Origin of the sequence: Mesorhizobium sp. ESP-6-4 (assembly GCF_020164735.1) — a bacterium.
In the GTDB taxonomy this organism is placed as follows: domain Bacteria; phylum Pseudomonadota; class Alphaproteobacteria; order Rhizobiales; family Rhizobiaceae; genus Mesorhizobium.
Map to the genome: position 1 here is coordinate 117,545 of NZ_JAIUGS010000001.1, position 17,598 is coordinate 135,142.

Below are 17,598 nucleotides of genomic sequence, written 5' to 3' on the forward strand. Positions count from 1 at the left end.
GGGGCGTCTCCGCAGGATCGCGCCGGTTGCGCTGCTTGCTTCATTTCGGAGTCGAACCTCCGACGCCGGAACCGATTTCCGCCGCTATATCGGCCTCGTGCCCGGCACAAAGCGGGTGGCCCCAGCCCGAGGCGCTTTTCCCGCCGGGATCAAGATCGTAGATGATGGCATCCTTGCGGTTGGGATTGACGCCCGCCGGAACCTTATCGAACCCCAGGGCGGCGCGAACGCGCCAGGCGACGTTGTGGTCAGCGCAGGAGGAATCGCCGCTGATCCCGAGGCCACCGACGATCGCCTTGCCGTCGTAGAGAGCCAGGCCCCCGCCGAACACGACGACGCCGCCGATCGGCTCGCCGATCAGCGGATCGTTGGCGCTGCCGAACGTCTTGGGGTCGCCTGTGTAAGCCGCTGCCTGGTTGACGGGATTGGTGGTCTGCAGACCGAACAGCGGTCCGCCTGGTTGCACCCCGGCATAGAGATTGGCTGTCGACAGCGCCATGTTCACTAGGCTGAGGCCATTGGCCGTGTTGGCCTTCTCGGCCGCGATCAGCCGGCTGCCCGGCCATTGCGCATCGGCCGTGGGTCCACTGAAGGCAACGGCGCAGACGGTGCCGTCGCGGGCAACGATTGCCGCCCATTCATTGGTCTCGAAGCCGCCATTCGCGGGGCCGCCGCTCGCCTTGACGTTGGCCTTCAAGGCCGAAAGCAGCTTGTCGTGATCGGCCGGACAGGGCGCTTGCGCGTGAGCGGCGTTTTGCTGCGTCGAGCCAAACGCCAAGACCAGAAGGCCCAAAGCTAGCAACGAAAACCGACGATGAGCCATGATCCGGAACAATTTGTTGAATGTTACCGAACTGACAGCCGGCTGCTTTGTTCCTCCTTCATGAAGAGGTTTATAGCCGACCAAGACCGCTGGCCTGTAAGGACGCCGGGCAGCGGAACCAGTTTGGATCACTGGCCGCACCAATGCGTCGACGACAGGCCGAATTATGGCGTTGGACAGGCTTGGCCATTTGTTGCGACCGCGGCAGGCAGCAAAGCTACCTGACCCGTCTGAAACGCGAATTCCCTGAACCGCTCAGTACGCCGATCGAGATCGAGTTAAGTGGTTACATGCGCTTTTGCCGATTATCCCAGCCTCGCCAGAAATGCCTGGCGCAAGCAGCTGTTCCGGCGAGGGAAGACGGCCACCACGCTCGAACGCGGACTTGCTTCGCTCAAATCAAATTTTGATCCAAGTACTCGGGCTCGCGCAACAGGCTGCCGTGACCTGTTCTGGCGTTAGAGCAGCCACCCAACGTCCCCACAGCTTGTTCCTGCCTCGAGCTGGAAGCTCAGAACTTTTTACATTTGCCGGCAAATCAGGAAGGTCATATGCCGCTCGCATTGTTGCCCCTTGGAACAACGATGTTGGCGCATCGTTTGGGGCAGATGGAACAACTTCGCTCAGATTTCGCCGCAATAGCGCAGCCGGGCTATTGGATCGCTCTCGGACTTCTCATCATCCCTTATGGAGTGGGCGTATTTTTCCTTATTAGGATTTGCCACTGTATGTAATTGCGCGTGTCGTGCGGTCCAGGGGACGCATTGGTAGCTTTAATGGCTAAATCGCCGTTCAAAGGTAGGGCCGAGCGATACGGAGCCATCCTGGAGAGCTTCTGATCTTTGCCCGCGATAAATCAAGAACTTCGACGCACCCACGTCTATGTTGCGATCAACAAGCGGAAAGCTGGGCATCAAGCATCGACTTCACGGAGGCGCGCGCCGGTGCTTGCCGTCAAAGCGATATGCGAGGCGCCAGAGGCGAGATCCCGTAGGCTGCACCCACAGTTGGAGTCCGCAACTGTCAGAGAGTTTCACAAGCTTAGTAGCGGGGCGAGCGTTTCGGCATTTCACATCAGAAAAGGGCCATTCGTGAGACCTCCCTTTGGCTGTTTCGATACCAACAGGATGTCCAATACCAACGAAAATACCATCCCCCACCCGCCGTTGGACCAAATGCACTCGAAACGGCCCAACCGCGCTCAAATTCGCGAACTGACCCGAAAAGGCCAACAATTTCAGGCCTTTGCAGAGGCTGCGGCGTAGAAGCTATCGGCGATAGGGACTGTCGGGAGAAGAGGGGATGGTGCCCAGAGGCGGATTCGAACCACTGACACGAGGATTTTCAGTGAGCGATAGGGCGGTGTTGCCCGGAATACCGACCTTAACAACGTCAGGTGAGACTATAGCGAGCCTAAGTGGTGAACCCGGCAGGAATCGAACCTTCGACCTACGATTAGCGAATAAGAAGGTGGCTCATTTCGGGTTCTTATCCGGTTCGCCAGACCATACGAGACGATACGAAGGATATGGGTTGGCTAACCATCCTATAAGCCGTTGATTTTTCTTGACGACCTCACACCCTCCGGGCCCACCATAACCATTGATTTCATTGCGAAAAAAATGGCTTTGCCCACGGCTTGCCCGCGCTTTGCCCACGCCCTAGAAACTCGAGGCCGGACGCCTTCCTTCGTTAGTTCGAGATTCCGATCGGGCGGCCGAATAGTTTGGGGCAACCATAGGGTAGTCCTTCGCCAGTCCCCACTTCGCCCGGTATTCGTCAGGCGTCATCCCGTGCCTGGTTGCCAGAGCGGCCCGGCAATCACTCGTCAGCCGGCCATCCAGCCGCCGTCAACCATCAGGTTGATCCCGGTGACGTAGCTGGCCATATCGCTGGCCAGGAACAGCGCCGCGCCCGCCACGTCGTTAGGATGCCCGAGCCGCGGCCACGGCGTGCGCCGGCGCGAATACTCGAGCGCACCAGGATCGTTGGCGACGCCCGGCTTGCCGGTGATGATCTTGCCCGGCGCGATGGCGTTGCAGACGATCAGGTCGTCGGCATGGTCGACTGCGATCTGGCGCGTCATCTGCACGATGCCGCCCTTGCTCACCGAATAGGGAAAATCGCCGGGGCAGGCGACCATGCCGTGCTGCGAGGAGATGTTGATGATCCGGCCGCGCACCTCATTGACCGGCGCCTGGGTCAGCATCTGCGTGACGGCGCGCTTGTTGCAGTAGAAGAACCCGGTCAGGTTGACGCCGATGACGCGGTTCCACTGTTCCGGCGTGGTCTCGATCAGGTTGGTGCTGGTGTAGATCGCGGCATTGTTGACCATCACGTCGAGGCGACCGAACCGCGCGACCGTTGCGCCCACCAGCGCATCGACGGCGCTCCAGTCGGATATGTCGGTCTTGACGTAGATTGCAGCGCCGCCGGCCGAGCGGATCATGTCGGTGGTGCTCTCGCCGTCCTCGATCGGCTGCTCCACCATGTCGGCAACGACGACGCTCGCGCCCTCCGCCGCGAATTTCAGCGCGATGGCACGGCCGATGCCGGAGCTCGCTCCGGTGACGATGACGGTTTTACCTGCGAGCAAGGCCATGGTGTTCAGCTCTCCCGGGTGACGATCTTTCCCTGCGCCGGGCCGACCAGCCTGCCTGCGCGCACGATCTCGCGGCCGCGCAGGAAGACGTTGGTCAGGCGCGCTTTCACGGCCCAACCGTCGAAGGGCGTATAGCCGGCCTGAGACACCTGGTCGGCATTGGCGATCGTGCTGGGTTGGTGTGGATCGAGGATCAGCAGATCGGCGTCGTAGCCGGCGGCGATGCGGCCTTTGCGTCGGCCGAGGCCGAAGCGCTCGGCCGGATTGCGAGAGCACATGCGCACCAGATCGGGGAGGGCGATGAGCCCGTCATCGACCAGCTTCAGCATGGTGGGAAGCAGCGTCTGCAATCCCGGCATGCCGCCCGGAATGTCAGCGAAAGCCGCATAAGGCGCCGCCTTCTCGGCCGGTGCGTGCGGAGCATGGTCGGTGGCGACGATGTCGATCAGTCCCGCGCCGAGCGCAGCGTGCAGCGCATCGACGTCATGCGGCGACCGCAAGGGCGGCGAAGCCTTCAGATTAGCGCCCAGAGCTTCGTAATCTTGCGCTGTGAAGAACAGGTTCTGCGGCGTCGTCTCGACGCTGGCGTCGGCCATGCCGCGCAGCCGGCTCCAGGTCTCGACACCCAGTTCGGAATTGATCTGCCGGACGTGGATTTTTGCCTCCGCCGAGGCCGCGACGACAAGGGCGCGGGCGATGCCGTTGGCTTCGGCCAGCGGCGGCCGGCTGTCCAGAAAGGCGGCGATGGCGCCCGAGCGGTCGCGCATAGCGCTGCCGTTCAGGATCGATTGATCGCCGGGTGAAATGCCGATCAGCGTATCGGCACCGGCAAAAGCTTTGAGCGCTTCGGCGACCGCGTCGAGCGAGGCAAAGAGGAAGGCGTCCGGCACGTCGGCGGTGAACAGCTCGAACGACGCCGGCGCAAGGCTAAGCAGGCCAGGGATGAGCGACAGGTCGCGGCTGATCACGGCCTGCAGGCCGACGTCGACATGGATGCGGCCTTCGGCGATCGCCATCTTGTCGGCTAGTTGCGTTGGCGTGGCCGTCCACGGTTCATCGGTCGGCATGTCGAGCACTGTCGTCACGCCGCCGAGTGCGGCCGCATGCGTGCCGGAGGAGAAATCTTCCTTTTGAGTCAGGCCAGGGTCGCGCAGATGTGCATGCGCATCGACCAGACCTGGCAGCAAGAAACAGTCTGAGGCATCGACGACCATCCTGGCTTCGGCGGCTTCGCCGGGCGCGACGATTGCGGCGACCTTGCCCGCGGCGATTCCGATATCGCTGTGGCTGATGCCTTCGGCATTCACCACCATTCCACCGCGGATCAGCGTTTCGAACATCGCTCAGCCGCGCTGTTCGATGCGGGTATGGTTCGCATGCCAGAAGCGGGCGATGTCCTCGCGGCGCATGAAGGCGGCGCCGTCGCTTTGTTGGACATGCTCGATCACCTCGCGTAGACCCGATGCGCGGTTGGGCTGGCCCGTCCAGCGGGCGTGAATGCCGATGGTCAGCATGCGGCCGCCGGTCTCGTCGGCTTCGGAGAGCATATAGTCGATGGCCGAGCGGCAGTCCTCGGCGAAGTCGCGGGGATTGCTATAGCCCGGAGCCACCAGATAGCGGCTGTCGTTGAGCGTCTTGGAGTAGGGGACGACCAGTATCTCCGTGCCCCGGTGATCGAGGAAATAAGGCAGGTCGTCATTGCAGGGATCGGAGTGGTAAAGGAAGCCGCCTTCCTTCACCAGAAGGTCGCGCGTGTTGACGCTGGGCAGCGAGCGGCAGTTCCAGCCGAGCGGCCGCTTGCCGAGCAGCTTCTCGTAAAGCGCGATGGCTTCGTGCAGGTGACGCTCTTCCTCGCCGCGCTCCATCATCGTGTAGTCGATCCAGCGCAGGCCATGGCCCATCAGGTCGTGGCGGCGGCTCTTCATCCACTCGACCAAAGGCGGGTTGCGCTCCAGCGCCACGGCGCAGGCGGAAAAGGTGACCGGAATGTCGTAGCGATCGAAGAGGCGCACCAGGCGCCAGACGCCGGCGCGGCTGCCATATTCAAAATGCGTCTCGGTGCCGAGATCGCGCACCGGCGGGCTGCTGGTCAGATTGTATTCGCCCCAATTGTCGTTGCGGCCATCATCCAGCCAGTTGTATTCCGAACCTTCCTCGTAGTTAAGCACGAGGTTGACAGCGAGCTTCACGCCGCCCGGCCAGGTGACGAAGGGCGGATGCGGGCCATAGCCGACAAAGTCGCGCGGCTGGGTATGCTGGAGATCGATCGGCATCGGTACTCTCCTCAGCTTTCGTTGGCGGCAATCCAGTCCATATAGGCGTGAAAGGCTTCCTTGCCGGGACGCGGCCGCCATGTGGTGTCGCGCAGGATGCGGGCGATGTCATAGGCGCCCCACATACCGCCTTTCAGCGCCACGTCCTGGACGATGTTGGCGTCTTCTCCTGATGCCACCTCGGCCTTCAGCCCCGGCACGCGTTCCTTTGCCCAACCGATGATCTCGCCGATGGTCTGGCTGGAACCGGAGCCGATATTGTAGTGACGGTAATTGAGGTGCGGCGCGTCGATCAGCGCGAGGATCGCTGCGGCAACGTCGGTCGAGGCGACATAGTCGCCGACAGGCTCCAGGCTGTTCGGCCTGATCGTCTCGCCGGCCAGAGCCATATGCGCGACGCGATTGGGGACATGGCGAAAGTTGCGGCTCTCGGTGGCGCGGTCCATCGGTCCGTAGACGGAAGCAAGCCGCACCGAGACCGCCGACAGGTTAAACAGGTCGGCATAGCGGTTGGTGACCATCTCGGAAGCGAATTTCGAGATGCCGTAGAGCGTCAGCGGCGCGACATAGCCGTCTTCCGGCAGCGGCTCGCTACTCCAGTCGGGCCCGTTGTGGCGGTAGACCGAACCGGAACTGACATAGACGAAGCGCTTGAGGCCGGGCCTCGCGCGCGCCCACTCCAGCATGCGCACGGTGCCCATCAGATTGACGTCGACGATGCGTGCCGGATCCTCGGCCTCCGGCTGGCGCTTGGCCTCCGAAGCGCTGCCGCGTGAGATCGGCGTGATCGTCGCGCCGTGGACGATTGCCGTGATGCCTTGCTGGTCGAGCGTCGCGGACCAGGCTTGCGAGTCGAGGATATCGGCGGCGATTATCGTCAGCCGGTCGCGCACCGGCGCGAAATGCTTCTCAGCGGCTGCGTCGAGGCCGGAGCGGTCGAGGATCACGGCGCGGGCCAGAGGGTCGCGATCCAGCCAAGCGCGCGCAACCACGCTCATGACGAAGCCGGTGCCGCCAGTGACGAGCAGGGTCATGGGAACTCCTTTGAAAATACGGGCTCAGCGCGTCGCATAGCCGCCGTCCACGAGCATGTCGGATCCGGTGACGAAGGATGCGTCCGAGGAAAGCAGGAAAGCCGCCGCCGCGGCGATCTCGTCAGGATCGGCGATGCGGCCGAGCAGATGGGCGGGACCAAGGCCGGCATTGGCGGCCTCGAAATCGGCGAACCGGCGCAGCAGGCGGGTCGTGGCCACCGCACCGGGCGACAGGCTGTTGACGCGAACCTTGTCGGGCGCGTGGTCCACGGCCATCGCCTTGGCAAGGTGGATCAGCCCGGCCTTGGCAGCGCAATAGGCGACGGCCTTGGTCGTGGCGACGCGCCCGAATTGCGAGCCGATGAAGACGATCGAGCCGCCGCCGCTTGCGGCGATCAGCGGCACGGCGAACTTGCTCATCAGAAAGGCGCCGGTCAGGCCGATATCGATCTCGTGCCGCCACGCACCTTCATCGAGATCGACGACGGTGGCGTTGGTGGAGGGGGCCGCGGCATTGTGCACCAGCCCGTCGAGCCGGCCGAATTTTTGCCGGGCGAACGCGACGGCCGCTTCGGCGGACTCGATGTTCGTCACATCGCACTGGCAAGCGGCCGCGGCAGGGCCAAGCGCTTCGGCAAGCTTCGTCGCAGCCTCAAGATCGTAATCCGCGCAGACGACGCTTGCGCCTTCGGCAGCGCAACGTCGTGCAATCGCCGCACCGATGCCGCTGGCAGCGCCGGCAATGAGAATGACGCTGCCCTTCATGCGGTTCATTGCATCCGTCATCAGATCTGCTCCTCGGCTGCCTGCATCGTCGGCGCGATGACCGGCCGGCGTAAAAGATTGTAGCAGGCAGTTATCGTCACCAGCACGGCGCCGCCGCCGAGCAAGAGGAACATGGCCGGCGCGCCCATGCGGTCCATCAGGCCGGCGGAAATGCCGGGCGTCGCGACATTGCCGATCGAATAGAGCAGGAGCAGCGTGCCGGAAGCGCCGACCATGTGCCGGCTGTGCAATTGCGAGGCGCCGAAGGCCATCGCCACGGGATAGACGGTGAGCGCCGTGCAGCCATAGAGGAAGAACAGCACGAAGAGCAGCGGCACCGAAAAATTGCCGAGCCAGGCGATCGCAGCGCAGAGCGTGACGGACAGGACGCCCTGGACAAGCAATATGATTCGCCGCTCAAACCTGTCCGACAGCCAGCCGACTGGCGTCTGCGCCAGCATGCCGGCGATGCTGATGGTCGTAACCAGCCCGACCGTCGTTGCCGCCGACAGCCCGATCTGCGTGCCGTAGATCGGCGTCAGCACGAAGATGTTCATGTTGGTGATGCCGCCCTGGAAGATCGCCACGACCGTCACCGGCGCCAGCCGAAAGAGCGCCAGCGGGCCGAGGCGCTTGACCGGTCTCGCCGAACTTGCGTGCTCCGGATCGCTGGCCGGCAGCGCCGGCCAGCGACCGCCGATGAATTTGGAGATCAACGCCAGAAGCACCGTCGCCGCCGCGACCGGGAACAGATGCGGCGATTGCGGACCGACCAGGCCGACAAGGAGTTGTCCGAGCAGCACGGCGATCGCCGTCGTCAGCATGTAGAGCGAAAACAACGCGCCGCGATCGTGGTGCTCGGCGTAGAGGTTGATCCAGCTTTCGCAGACCACGAACAACGACGCCATCGCCATGCCGCCGAGCAGGCGGAAGCAGATCCAGCTCGGCAGGAAGTCGGTGAAGACAAAGCCTGAAGCGGCCAGCAGCGCCAGCACAAGGATCGCGACGAAGGTGCGCTCGTGGCCGTATTGGGCGACAGCCGGGCGCGTGACCAGGCACCCGACGAGGAAGCCCACGGGATAGGCGGTCAGCACGATCTGCACGACCTGGGGCGAAATGCCGGGCTTGCCGAGATGCAGCGACACGGCGGTGGTCAGCATGGCGCTGCCGATGCAAGCGAGGCAGACGCCGACCATGATCGGCAGCATGGCGCGGGAGCGCTCAGCATTTTGCCAAAGCCTCATCGCGGATTGAGCGATCGACCTCATGAATGCGGCTGCGGCGGCTCCCTGGCGGCACCGTTGACCGACGGCAGCCCGAGCTGAAGCTACACTTTATAGTGGCTGCCACAAACGAAGATTGACGCGGCTATGGCTTAAATTTTTTTGGCCATGCCGGCAAAGGAAAGCGGCGTCTCGGCGCGTCGCGGGCTTTACAGCGGTTTTGCACCCTCCTTACCATAGGCAAAAACCGGATCTGGAACCCAGCGGAAGGGAACATCATGACGATCGAACGCCTCGAAAACGGCCAGCGCTTCTGCCGGGTGCTCCGCTACAACGGCACCGTCTATGTGGCCGGCCTGACCGCGGATGATCTTTCCGGCGACACCACCAGCCAGACCAAGCAGATCCTGGCCAAGATCGATACGCTTCTGGCCAAGGCCGGCAGCGACAAGTCGAAGCTGCTCAGCGTCCAGATCTGGCTCCGCGACATCGCCGATTTCGAGATGATGAACACGGCCTGGGACGCCTGGATCGACAGGAGCGCCATGCCGGTGCGCGCCACGGTGGAAGCGCGGCTTGCCGGCGACCAGTACCGTGTCGAGATCATGGCGACGGCGGCCGTCGGATGAGCCGGCCGGCGAGGGGACGCCAATGCATGAGCTGGTGATCAAAGGCGGGCGCGTGGCGCTCGACGACGGCTGGGCCGAGTGCGACATCGGCATCGACGACGGCCGCATCGCCGCGATCGGCAAAGGCCTGACCGGGGGGAAATCGATCGACGCCGGCGGCAGCTGGGTGATGCCCGGTGGCATCGACGCGCATTGCCATCTCGACCAGCCGGTCTGGGGCGGCGCGGGTAATGCCGACGATTTCTATTCCGGCACGATCTCCGCGGCCTTTGGCGGCACCACCTGCATCGTCCCGTTCGGCATGCCCGGGCAGGACATGACCACCATCGGCGCCATTGACCGCGCGCTGCAGCGCGCGGCGGGGCGTCCCGTGATCGACTATGGGCTGCATGCCGTGGTCACCATGGGCACTGGCGCCGATGTCGAGGCGCAACTTGCGGCGCTTGCGGTACGCGGCATCTCCTCGGTGAAGCTGTTCATGACTTATCAGGGTTTTGCCGTCGACGACGACCTGTTCTTCCGAGTGCTCGATACGGCGAGACGACTAGGCTGGATCGTCATGGTCCATGCCGAAAATGACGCCGCGATCCGGCGCACGCGACAGCGGCTCATCGATCTCGGCCGCACCGATATCCGCTATCATGTCGTCGCCCACAGCGAGACGATGGAGCGCGAGGCGACGCATCGCGCTTTAGCCTTCGCCGAGATGACCGGCGCGCGCATGACCATCGTGCATGTCTCCTCCTGGCAATCGGCGGAGGAAGTGACGCGGGCAAAGACGCGCGGCGTCGACGCCATTGCCGAGACCTGTCCGCAATATCTGTTTCTCGGGGCTGCCGATCTCGATCGCCCGGCGATCGATGCGGCGCGCTTCGTCTTTTCGCCGCCGCCGCGGTCGCCGCGCAGCCATGAGCATCTGTGGCAGGAGCTGATTAACGGCGGCATCGACCTCTGGTCGTCGGACCATTCGCCATATTATTTCGCCGACAAGATCGGCCGCTCCGAAACACCCGGTTTCACGACGACGCTGAGCGGCATTCCCGGCATCGAGACACGCCTGCCGCTGCTGTTTTCAGAGGGGCTGCTCACAGGCCGCCTGACGCTCGAGCGCTATCTCGACCTCACCTCGCGCAACGCCGCCTCGATCTACGGTTTCGCCGATCGCAAGGGCAGCATCGCCGTCGGGCTCGACGCGGACCTCGCGCTGTGGGATCCGGCTGCGCGCTGGACGCTCGGGCACAAGGCGCTGCATTCGCACGTCGATTTCACGCCCTATGAGGGCAAGGTCGTCACCGGCCGGCCGACCACCGTCCTGGTGCGCGGCGTGCCGGTGGTCGCCGACGGCAAGCTGCAGGCCGAACCGGGGTTCGGGCGCTTCGTGGCGCGCGCCGCCGCCGATCCGGCGCTTTTGGGAAAACCAGTCGAGGATTGGACACCATGGCTCGATGCCTGACCATCGCCGTTTGCCAGACCGGACCGATCCAGCGCAGCGCCACGCGCGCCGAGACAGTCGGGCGGCTGGTGCATCTGCTCGAAAAGGCAGCGGCTTCCGGCGCCGAGATCGCGGTGTTTCCGGAAATGGCGCTGACCACTTTCTTCCCGCGCTGGCGCATCGACGACCAAGCCGAGATCGATGCCTTCTTCGAAGTCTCGATGCCGGGACCCGAGACGCAGCGGCTCTACGATGCCGCCGCGCGGCTGAAGGTCGGGTTCGCGCTGGGTTATTGCGAACTGGCGCATGAAGAGGGTCGCAGGCGCCATTTCAACACGATGGATCTGGTCGGGCCGGAGGGCGCCTCCATCGGCCGCTATCGCAAGATGCATGTGCCGGGTTCGAGCGAGCCGGAAGCAGGCACGACCACCCATCTCGAACGGCGCTACTTCGAACCCGGCAACCTCGGCTTTCCGGTCTTCGACTATCGCGGCGTGCGCGTAGGTCTCGCCATCTGTAATGACCGCCGCTGGCCCGAGACCTATCGCATGCTATGCCTCAACGGCGCCGAGGTGGCGCTGCTCGGCTACAACACGCCGCTGCTGCTCGACGAGGCGCCGGCGCTGGCGCATCTGAGAATGTTCCACAATCATCTGCCGATGCAGGCCGGCGCCTACCAGAACACGCTTTGGATAGGCGCCGCCGCCAAGGCGGGCCTGGAAGACGGGCAAGCGCTGATCGGCGGATCCTGCATCATCGCGCCGACCGGCGAGATCGCCGCGCAGGCGATGTCGCTCGACGACGAGGTCATTGTCCACCGCGCCGATCTCGATCTGATCGAGACCTGCCGGAAGGTGAATTTCAACTTCGAGCTCTATCGCCGCCCCGACCAGTACAAGCGCATCTCGGAGCCTGTCTGAGACCGCGATGGGCCTGATCGAAACCGGATACAGTCAGGACACCGCGGCGCTCGCAGCCGACCCGCTGTCGCTTGGCGACATCGTGGAGAACGGACTTTGCATCGGTTGCGGCCTTTGCGTCTCGATTGCCGGTGCTGGAGAAATCGAGATGGTGATGACGCCGGAAGGCCGAGAGCGGCCAGTGGCGAGGCAGGCGTTGGATAAGGCGACTTTGGCGAAGATCAACGCCGTCTGCCCAGGAACGAGGATCGCCGGTCCGCCTCCGGCGCAACGGCGCGAGGCCAGGCTAGCGGATACCGTCTGGGGGCCTGTTGAACGGCTTGTGCTCGGCTCCGCTGGAAATCCCACAGTGCGGTTTGTCGGCTCCGGCGGCGGGACGCTGACGGCGCTCGGGCAGTTCCTGCTCGACTCGGGACGGGTCAAGTTCGTGCTGCACGTCGCGGCCTCGCGTTCCATGCCGATGCGCACGGAACGAAGGCTAAGCTTCGACAGCGCTTCGGTGCTCGAAGGCGCCGGCTCGCGCTATGGGCCGGCGGCGACGCTGGTGGATTTCAACGACATCCTCGACCGCGGCGAGCCGTTCGCCCTGATCGCCAAGCCCTGCGACATCACCGCGGTGCGAAACCTGGCGCGGCTCGATCTGCGTGTCGACGAATATATGCGCTATGCGCTCGCCTTCGTCTGCGGCGGGGCCTCTGACCTGACCAAGTCGGAACAGGTGCTGGAGCGTTTTGGCCTTCGTGAGGACGAGCTCGCTCTCTTCCGCTACCGGGGATATGGAAATCCTGGCCTGAACCGCGTCGAAACCAGAGACGGCCGCGCCTTCGAGATCAGCTATCGGCAGCTGTGGGAAGACGAGGACAAATGGATGATCCAGCCGCGCTGCAAGATCTGCCCCGACGCGATCGGGCAGGTGGCGGATATCGCGGTATCGGATTCCTGGCTGAACGGCGGACCGGCCGTCGAGGACGAGCCACTCAACGGCATCATCGTGCGCACGAAGCGCGGGCTGGAGCTGTTCGACGCGGCCGTTGAGACTGGCGTACTGCAGATCAAGCGGGAGAGCGGCATCGCCGAGATCAGCGAATTGCAGTCGCATCAAGTGCGCAAGCGGCGCGCCGTGTGGGCGCGGCTGACAGGCATGGCAATCGCAGGCAAGCCGGTGCCTTTTGTCAGCGACCTCGCTTTGCGGGATTGCGCCGTGCAGAACTCGCCGGCCGACAATCTGGCCGAAGGGCGGGGCGCCCGCGATCGCGCGCGCCGCGGCCGCCTGGGCGAGCCGCCAGCCGTGCCGCGCAAAATAGTCGTGGAGGATGAGCGCCGATGAGCGGGCAGACCGAAGTCATCATCATCGGCGGGGGCATGGCCGGCGCCGGCGCTGCCTTCGAGATTTCGCGCGACAAGAAGGTCGTGCTGCTCGAGCGCGAGAGCCATTGCGGCTATCACACCACGGGACGCTCGGCGGCGAGCTTCACCGAGAATTACGGCAACGGCGTCATCCGCCGCATCGTGCTCGCCAGCCGGGCGTTTCTCACCGAGCCGCCGACGGGTTTTTGTGATTATCCGCTGCTCAGCAAGCGCGGCATGATCACCATGGCGCGCACCGACCAACTCGACCTTTTGCGTGAAGATCTGGCGGCCGCGCAGGCGCTCGTTCCCACGATCGTCGCGATGACGCCGGCGGAGGCGATCGCGCGCGTGCCGGTGCTGCGCCGGGACTACCTCGCCGGCGCCTATATCGAACCGCATTCGATGGACATCGACGTCAACGGCCTGCACCAGGGTTTTTTGCGCGGCGCGCGAGCGCATGGCGCCCGCATCGTTACCAAGGCCGGGGTGAGAACCATCGGCCGACAGGGTGGCCAGTGGCGGGTCGAGACGGAAGCGGGAGCATTCCTTGCGCCGCTGATCGTCAATGCGGCTGGCGCCTGGGGCGACGAGGTCGCTGCGATGGCTGGCGTGCGCCCGGTCGGCCTGCAGCCAAAGCGCCGCACCGCCTTCAACATTCCCGCACCTGCGGGTGTCGACATTAGCGACTGGCCGCTGGTCAACGATGTCGGCGCGGAGTTCTATTTCAAGCCGGATGCCGGGCAATTGTTCGTGTCGCCGGCCGACGCCACGCCGTCGACGCCGATGGACGCATTTGCCGAAGACATCGATGTCGCGATCGGCGCCGAGCGTCTCGAACGGGCAACGACAATCGAGGTGCAGCGCGTGTCGCGCTCCTGGGCGGGCTTGCGGACATTTGTCGCCGACGGGTCGCCAGTGGTCGGGCCGGATGACGAATTTCCGGATTTCGTCTGGCTGGTCGGGCAGGGCGGCTACGGCATCAAGACCTCGCCGGCGTTGTCGCGCGTCTGCGCCAGCCTGATCGCCGGCGGCGGCCTGCCGGACAATGTCGCGAGGCAAGGCGTTTCCTTGGACGATCTGACGCCGCACCGGCTGCGCGGCGCCGAGGGCGAAGCTCGACGGGCCGTGCCATGAGCTCACTGACGGCCGGTGGGAAACTGGCGGGACGTATCCTGGACGCACTCGCCGAAGCCACAACGGACGCGCCGGGAATCACGCGCGTTGCTTACGGGCCGGGCGAGCGCTTCGCCCACGATCTCGTGCGCAACGAGGGGGAAGAACTCGGCGCCGTCGCGCGCGTCGATGCGGCCGGCAATCTCTATCTGACGCTCAGCGGCCGTAACCCGGAGCTGCAGGCGATCGTGATCGGCTCGCATCTGGACAGCGTGGCGCATGGCGGCAATTTCGATGGCGCCGCCGGCGTGGTAGCGGGCCTGGCGGTGATGGCCGAACTGGTCGGGCAGGGCATCCGCTTGCCACGCGACCTCATCGTGTTGGCAACGCGGGCGGAGGAGGCCGTCTGGTTTCCGCTGTCCTACCCCGGCAGCCAGGCGGCGCTTGGCCTGCTGGATCTGCGGGCGCTCGAAGCCAGGCGGTCCGACAGCGGGCGCACACTGGCCGAGCACATGCGCGAGGAAGGCTTCGATCCCGACGCCGTGCGGCGCGGCGTGCCCGGCATCGATGCAGGCCGGATCGCGGCTTTTGTCGAGGTGCATATCGAGCAGGGGCCACGCTTGATCGCCGCCGAAGCGCCGGTCGGCATCGTCACCGGGATCGCCGGCGGCTTCCGCTATGTCGATGCGAAATGCCTTGGCGCCTACGCCCATTCCGGCGCCGAGCCGCGCTTCGCCCGGCATGACAGCGTGCTTGGCTTTGCCGATCTGGTCGCCGCGCTCGAAACCGAATGGGATGCGCTCGAACGCGAGGGGCGTGAGGCCACCATCACCTTCGGCCGCGTGCAGTCCGATCCGACGCAGCATGGCGGCAGCCGTGTTCTGGGTGAGCTCGGTTTCACACTCGATGTGCGAAGCGCCGAAGCTACCGTCCTGGATCGTATCGAGGCCAAGCTTCAGAACATTTTCGCCGAGATTGCAGGCAAACGCGGCGTCACCTTCGAGCCCGGGCCGCGCTTCACCTGGGAGCCGGCGACTATGTCACTTGCGTTGACCGCGGGCCTGGATCGCGCCGCGACCGCATTGCAGATGAGGGCGCCGCATGTGCCGAGCGGAGCAGGGCACGATGCGGCGACCTTCGCCGGCGCGGGCATTCCGACTGCGATGCTCTTCGTGCGCAACGAGAATGGCAGCCACAATCCGCATGAAGCGATGGAGATCGCCGATCTCGATCAGGCGATACGTCTGCTTCTGCGCTTCGTCACCGACTTCGACAATCTCCTGGATCAGCCATGAACCTCGCCAAAACTGCCTTGCTCGTCATCGACCTGCAGAATGAGTACCGACCCGGCGCGGCATGGCCGGTCGTCGGCTACGACGCGGTGCTGGCCAATGCCGCAGCGCTGATCGAGGCCGCCCGCAAGGCTGGCGTGCCGGTCATCCACGCTCAGGCTTGGGTCAAGCCGGAAGAGCGTGAAGGCTACGCGCGTCAGGAGGAGATCCTGACCGAAGAATTCCGCTCCGCCGTCGCGGGCAGCGAAGGCGCGGACATCTGCGCCGAGGTGGCGGCCGTGCCCGGCGACATCGTCATCCACAAACACTGGCCGAGCGCCTTTCGCCGCACCGATCTTTCGCAGCGCCTCGCCGCGCTCGGGGTTGAAAACCTTGTTGTCACCGGCGTGCTCACCGACAGCTGTGTGACGGAGAGCGTGTTCGATGCGGTTTATCAGGGTTTTCGCGTCTGGCTGGTGAAAGAGGCCTGCGGCAGCATGACGGAAGCCATGCACCGCACCGGCATGCTCGACATGGCGAACCGGCTCTATGGCGGCGGCATATTGCGTCTGCGGCAGGCGTTGAAGGCGCTTGCCGAACAGCCCTTCGAAGGCTGGCGCTGCACGCGGCCGGTGGAATTCGCCTATACGCTGGAGAGCGTAGACCGGATCTATGAGGCGCTGTGACCGGCGCCGCAGCCGCATGCGCCTTTGAATATCGTCTTTGAAGCCGAAGGCTTGAGAACCGCGCCGGGCAGCGCTCCGGTGGCTCTGCCGCCACGCCAGACCGAGACGCCGTTGACGAAGACATGGTCGATGCCGGCGGCGGGCCGGCGCGGCTCCTCGAAGGTGGCGGTGTCGATGATCGTCTCGGGGTCGAAGATGACGAGATCGGCGAAATTGCCTTCGGCGAGAATACCGCGCTCCTGTATGCCGAATTCACGCGCAGGCAGGCCGGTCATGCGGAACACGGCTTCCTCCAGAGTGAGCAACCCTATATCCCGCGCGTAATGTCCGAGCACGCGCGGAAAAGTACCCCAGAGGCGCGGATGCGGGTGGATGTCGTGCGGCAGGCCGTCGGAGCCGATCATGGTGCGCGGATGGGCGATGATGTTGCGCACATCCTCCTCATCGAGCTGGAAATAGACGGCACCTGCCGGCAACAGCCGCTCACCGGCCTCGCGCTCGGTGCAGTTCCATTCGCGGGCAATGTCGGCGATCTCGCGCCTCGCCATCTCAGGATGCGGATCGGACCAGGTGATGAGGATCTTCAGGCCCGTGTCGCAGCGCTCCAGCCGAAGCACCGTCGAGCTCGCGGCATAGGGATAGACATCCATGCCGATGTCCATCGTCTCGCGCGCCCGGTCGATCCGCTCCAGCGAAGGCCGGCTCTTGCCGAAATTGGCGCGGCCGGTGCACTGGTGGTGCGAGATGAACAGCTTGCCGCCGGCATGACCGGCAATGTCGATCGCTTCCTCGATCGCCTCGTCCATCGTCTCGAAATAATTGCGCGTGTGGGTGACATAGGGGCCGCCAAGGCCCGCCGCGGTGGCGGCCAGCGCCTTGACCTCCTCGGTCGACGAGTTGACGGCCGGCGGATAGTCGAGCCCACTGCTGAGGCCGAACGCACCCTCGGCCATCGCCTCGGCCACCGCTTCCTGCATTGCCGCCGTTTCCGCTGAGTTTGCGGGACGGTCGGTCACTGGCATGCAGCGCTGGCGCAAGGTGGTGTGGCCGACGAGCAGGGCCGCGTTGGTGGCGATGCCGCGCCGTTTCAGCTCCGCAACATAGTCGGCGAAGCGGCCGAAGCGGAAGTTCTCCCGGCCGCGGACCAGCGTGAAGGGCGGCGGCGGTGTCTTGTCGAGCAGCAGAGGCGCCAGGCTGACACCGCAATTGCCGGCGATCACCGTCGTCACGCCCTGGCTGATCTTCGGGTCCATGCCGCGCGGCGAAAGCAGCGCGCCGTCATCATGGGTGTGCACGTCGATGAAGCCGGGCGCGACGACCTTGCCCAGAGCATCGATTTCCTCGATGCCGTGCTCATCGTCCAGCCGGCCGATCGCCGCGATTCTGTCGCCGGTAACGGCGATGTCGGCCTCGAACGGTGCCGAGCCGTCGCCGGCGATCAGCGTCGCGTGGCGGATAACGAGGTCGTAAGGCATTG

At 64.7% G+C, this 17,598-nt stretch carries 16 protein-coding genes and 1 pseudogene; 7 read left to right on the plus strand and 10 right to left on the minus strand.

The window, feature by feature from the left end:
• Positions 1 to 40: 40 nt before the first annotated feature.
• The 9 genes and pseudogenes from LB523_RS00610 to LB523_RS00650 all read right to left on the minus strand — a co-directional run bounded on the left by LB523_RS00610 (position 41) and on the right by LB523_RS00650 (position 8,705).
• Positions 41 to 778 carry a heme-binding protein gene (locus LB523_RS00610; protein ID WP_224600539.1) on the minus strand — a complete coding sequence of 246 codons (738 nt, stop codon included), beginning with the start codon at positions 776 to 778 and terminating at the stop codon, positions 41 to 43.
• Between the two features lie 986 nt (positions 779 to 1,764).
• Positions 1,765 to 1,941 (minus strand): annotated as a pseudogene (locus tag LB523_RS00615) (Arm DNA-binding domain-containing protein); the annotation flags it as partial.
• Between the two features lie 543 nt (positions 1,942 to 2,484).
• Entirely contained in the window at positions 2,485 to 2,667 is a 183-nt protein-coding gene (locus LB523_RS00620; protein ID WP_140839527.1) for a MucR family transcriptional regulator, read from the minus strand.
• On the minus strand, positions 2,652 to 3,425 hold the full coding sequence (locus LB523_RS00625) for an SDR family NAD(P)-dependent oxidoreductase (protein WP_224600540.1): 774 nt from the start codon (positions 3,423 to 3,425) through the stop codon (positions 2,652 to 2,654). Before LB523_RS00625 ends, LB523_RS00620 begins: the two co-directional genes overlap by 16 nt.
• 5 nt (positions 3,426 to 3,430) lie before the next feature.
• Complete coding sequence (locus LB523_RS00630) at positions 3,431 to 4,765, minus strand: dihydroorotase (protein WP_224600541.1); 1,335 nt, start codon at positions 4,763 to 4,765, stop codon at positions 3,431 to 3,433.
• A gap of 3 nt (positions 4,766 to 4,768) precedes the next feature.
• The gene (locus LB523_RS00635) at positions 4,769 to 5,698 is read right to left on the minus strand and encodes a polysaccharide deacetylase family protein (protein WP_224600542.1); all 930 of its coding nucleotides are present in this window, start codon (positions 5,696 to 5,698) and stop codon (positions 4,769 to 4,771) included.
• 11 nt (positions 5,699 to 5,709) lie between these two features.
• Positions 5,710 to 6,732 carry an NAD-dependent epimerase/dehydratase family protein gene (locus LB523_RS00640; RefSeq protein ID WP_224600543.1) on the minus strand — a complete coding sequence of 341 codons (1,023 nt, stop codon included), beginning with the start codon at positions 6,730 to 6,732 and terminating at the stop codon, positions 5,710 to 5,712.
• Between the two features lie 24 nt (positions 6,733 to 6,756).
• Positions 6,757 to 7,518: an SDR family NAD(P)-dependent oxidoreductase gene (locus tag LB523_RS00645; protein ID WP_140839273.1), complete on the minus strand. Its 762-nt coding sequence runs from the start codon at positions 7,516 to 7,518 to the stop codon at positions 6,757 to 6,759.
• Positions 7,518 to 8,705 (minus strand): MFS transporter, encoded by a 1,188-nt coding sequence (locus LB523_RS00650; RefSeq protein WP_224600544.1) that lies wholly within the window; start codon positions 8,703 to 8,705, stop codon positions 7,518 to 7,520. Before LB523_RS00650 ends, LB523_RS00645 begins: the two co-directional genes overlap by 1 nt.
• Before the next feature lie 293 nt (positions 8,706 to 8,998).
• Between LB523_RS00650 and LB523_RS00655 the strand changes: the two genes are divergently transcribed.
• From LB523_RS00655 to LB523_RS00685, 7 genes are read left to right on the plus strand one after another with little or no spacing between them, the layout of a single operon-like run.
• Entirely contained in the window at positions 8,999 to 9,349 is a 351-nt protein-coding gene (locus LB523_RS00655; RefSeq protein WP_224600545.1) for a RidA family protein, read from the plus strand.
• 22 nt (positions 9,350 to 9,371) lie between these two features.
• The gene (gene hydA / locus LB523_RS00660) at positions 9,372 to 10,802 is read left to right on the plus strand and encodes a dihydropyrimidinase (protein WP_224600546.1); all 1,431 of its coding nucleotides are present in this window, start codon (positions 9,372 to 9,374) and stop codon (positions 10,800 to 10,802) included.
• Positions 10,787 to 11,701 carry a nitrilase-related carbon-nitrogen hydrolase gene (locus tag LB523_RS00665; RefSeq protein ID WP_095768556.1) on the plus strand — a complete coding sequence of 305 codons (915 nt, stop codon included), beginning with the start codon at positions 10,787 to 10,789 and terminating at the stop codon, positions 11,699 to 11,701. The genes hydA and LB523_RS00665 overlap by 16 nt, the downstream gene beginning before the upstream one ends.
• A 7-nt stretch (positions 11,702 to 11,708) precedes the next feature.
• Positions 11,709 to 13,028, plus strand: coding sequence for a Coenzyme F420 hydrogenase/dehydrogenase, beta subunit C-terminal domain (locus LB523_RS00670; RefSeq protein ID WP_224600547.1), 1,320 nt, complete (start codon positions 11,709 to 11,711; stop codon positions 13,026 to 13,028).
• Entirely contained in the window at positions 13,025 to 14,185 is a 1,161-nt protein-coding gene (locus tag LB523_RS00675; RefSeq protein WP_224600548.1) for an NAD(P)/FAD-dependent oxidoreductase, read from the plus strand. The genes LB523_RS00670 and LB523_RS00675 overlap by 4 nt, the downstream gene beginning before the upstream one ends.
• Positions 14,182 to 15,459 (plus strand): Zn-dependent hydrolase, encoded by a 1,278-nt coding sequence (locus LB523_RS00680; RefSeq protein WP_224600549.1) that lies wholly within the window; start codon positions 14,182 to 14,184, stop codon positions 15,457 to 15,459. The genes LB523_RS00675 and LB523_RS00680 overlap by 4 nt, the downstream gene beginning before the upstream one ends.
• Entirely contained in the window at positions 15,456 to 16,121 is a 666-nt protein-coding gene (locus LB523_RS00685) for a cysteine hydrolase family protein (RefSeq protein ID WP_224523192.1), read from the plus strand. The genes LB523_RS00680 and LB523_RS00685 overlap by 4 nt, the downstream gene beginning before the upstream one ends.
• Here the strand turns inward: LB523_RS00685 and LB523_RS00690 are convergent.
• Positions 16,106 to 17,596 (minus strand): N-acyl-D-amino-acid deacylase family protein, encoded by a 1,491-nt coding sequence (locus LB523_RS00690; RefSeq protein ID WP_224600550.1) that lies wholly within the window; start codon positions 17,594 to 17,596, stop codon positions 16,106 to 16,108. The two genes, LB523_RS00685 and LB523_RS00690, sit on opposite strands and share 16 nt — an antisense overlap.
• Positions 17,597 to 17,598 lie beyond the last annotated feature (2 nt).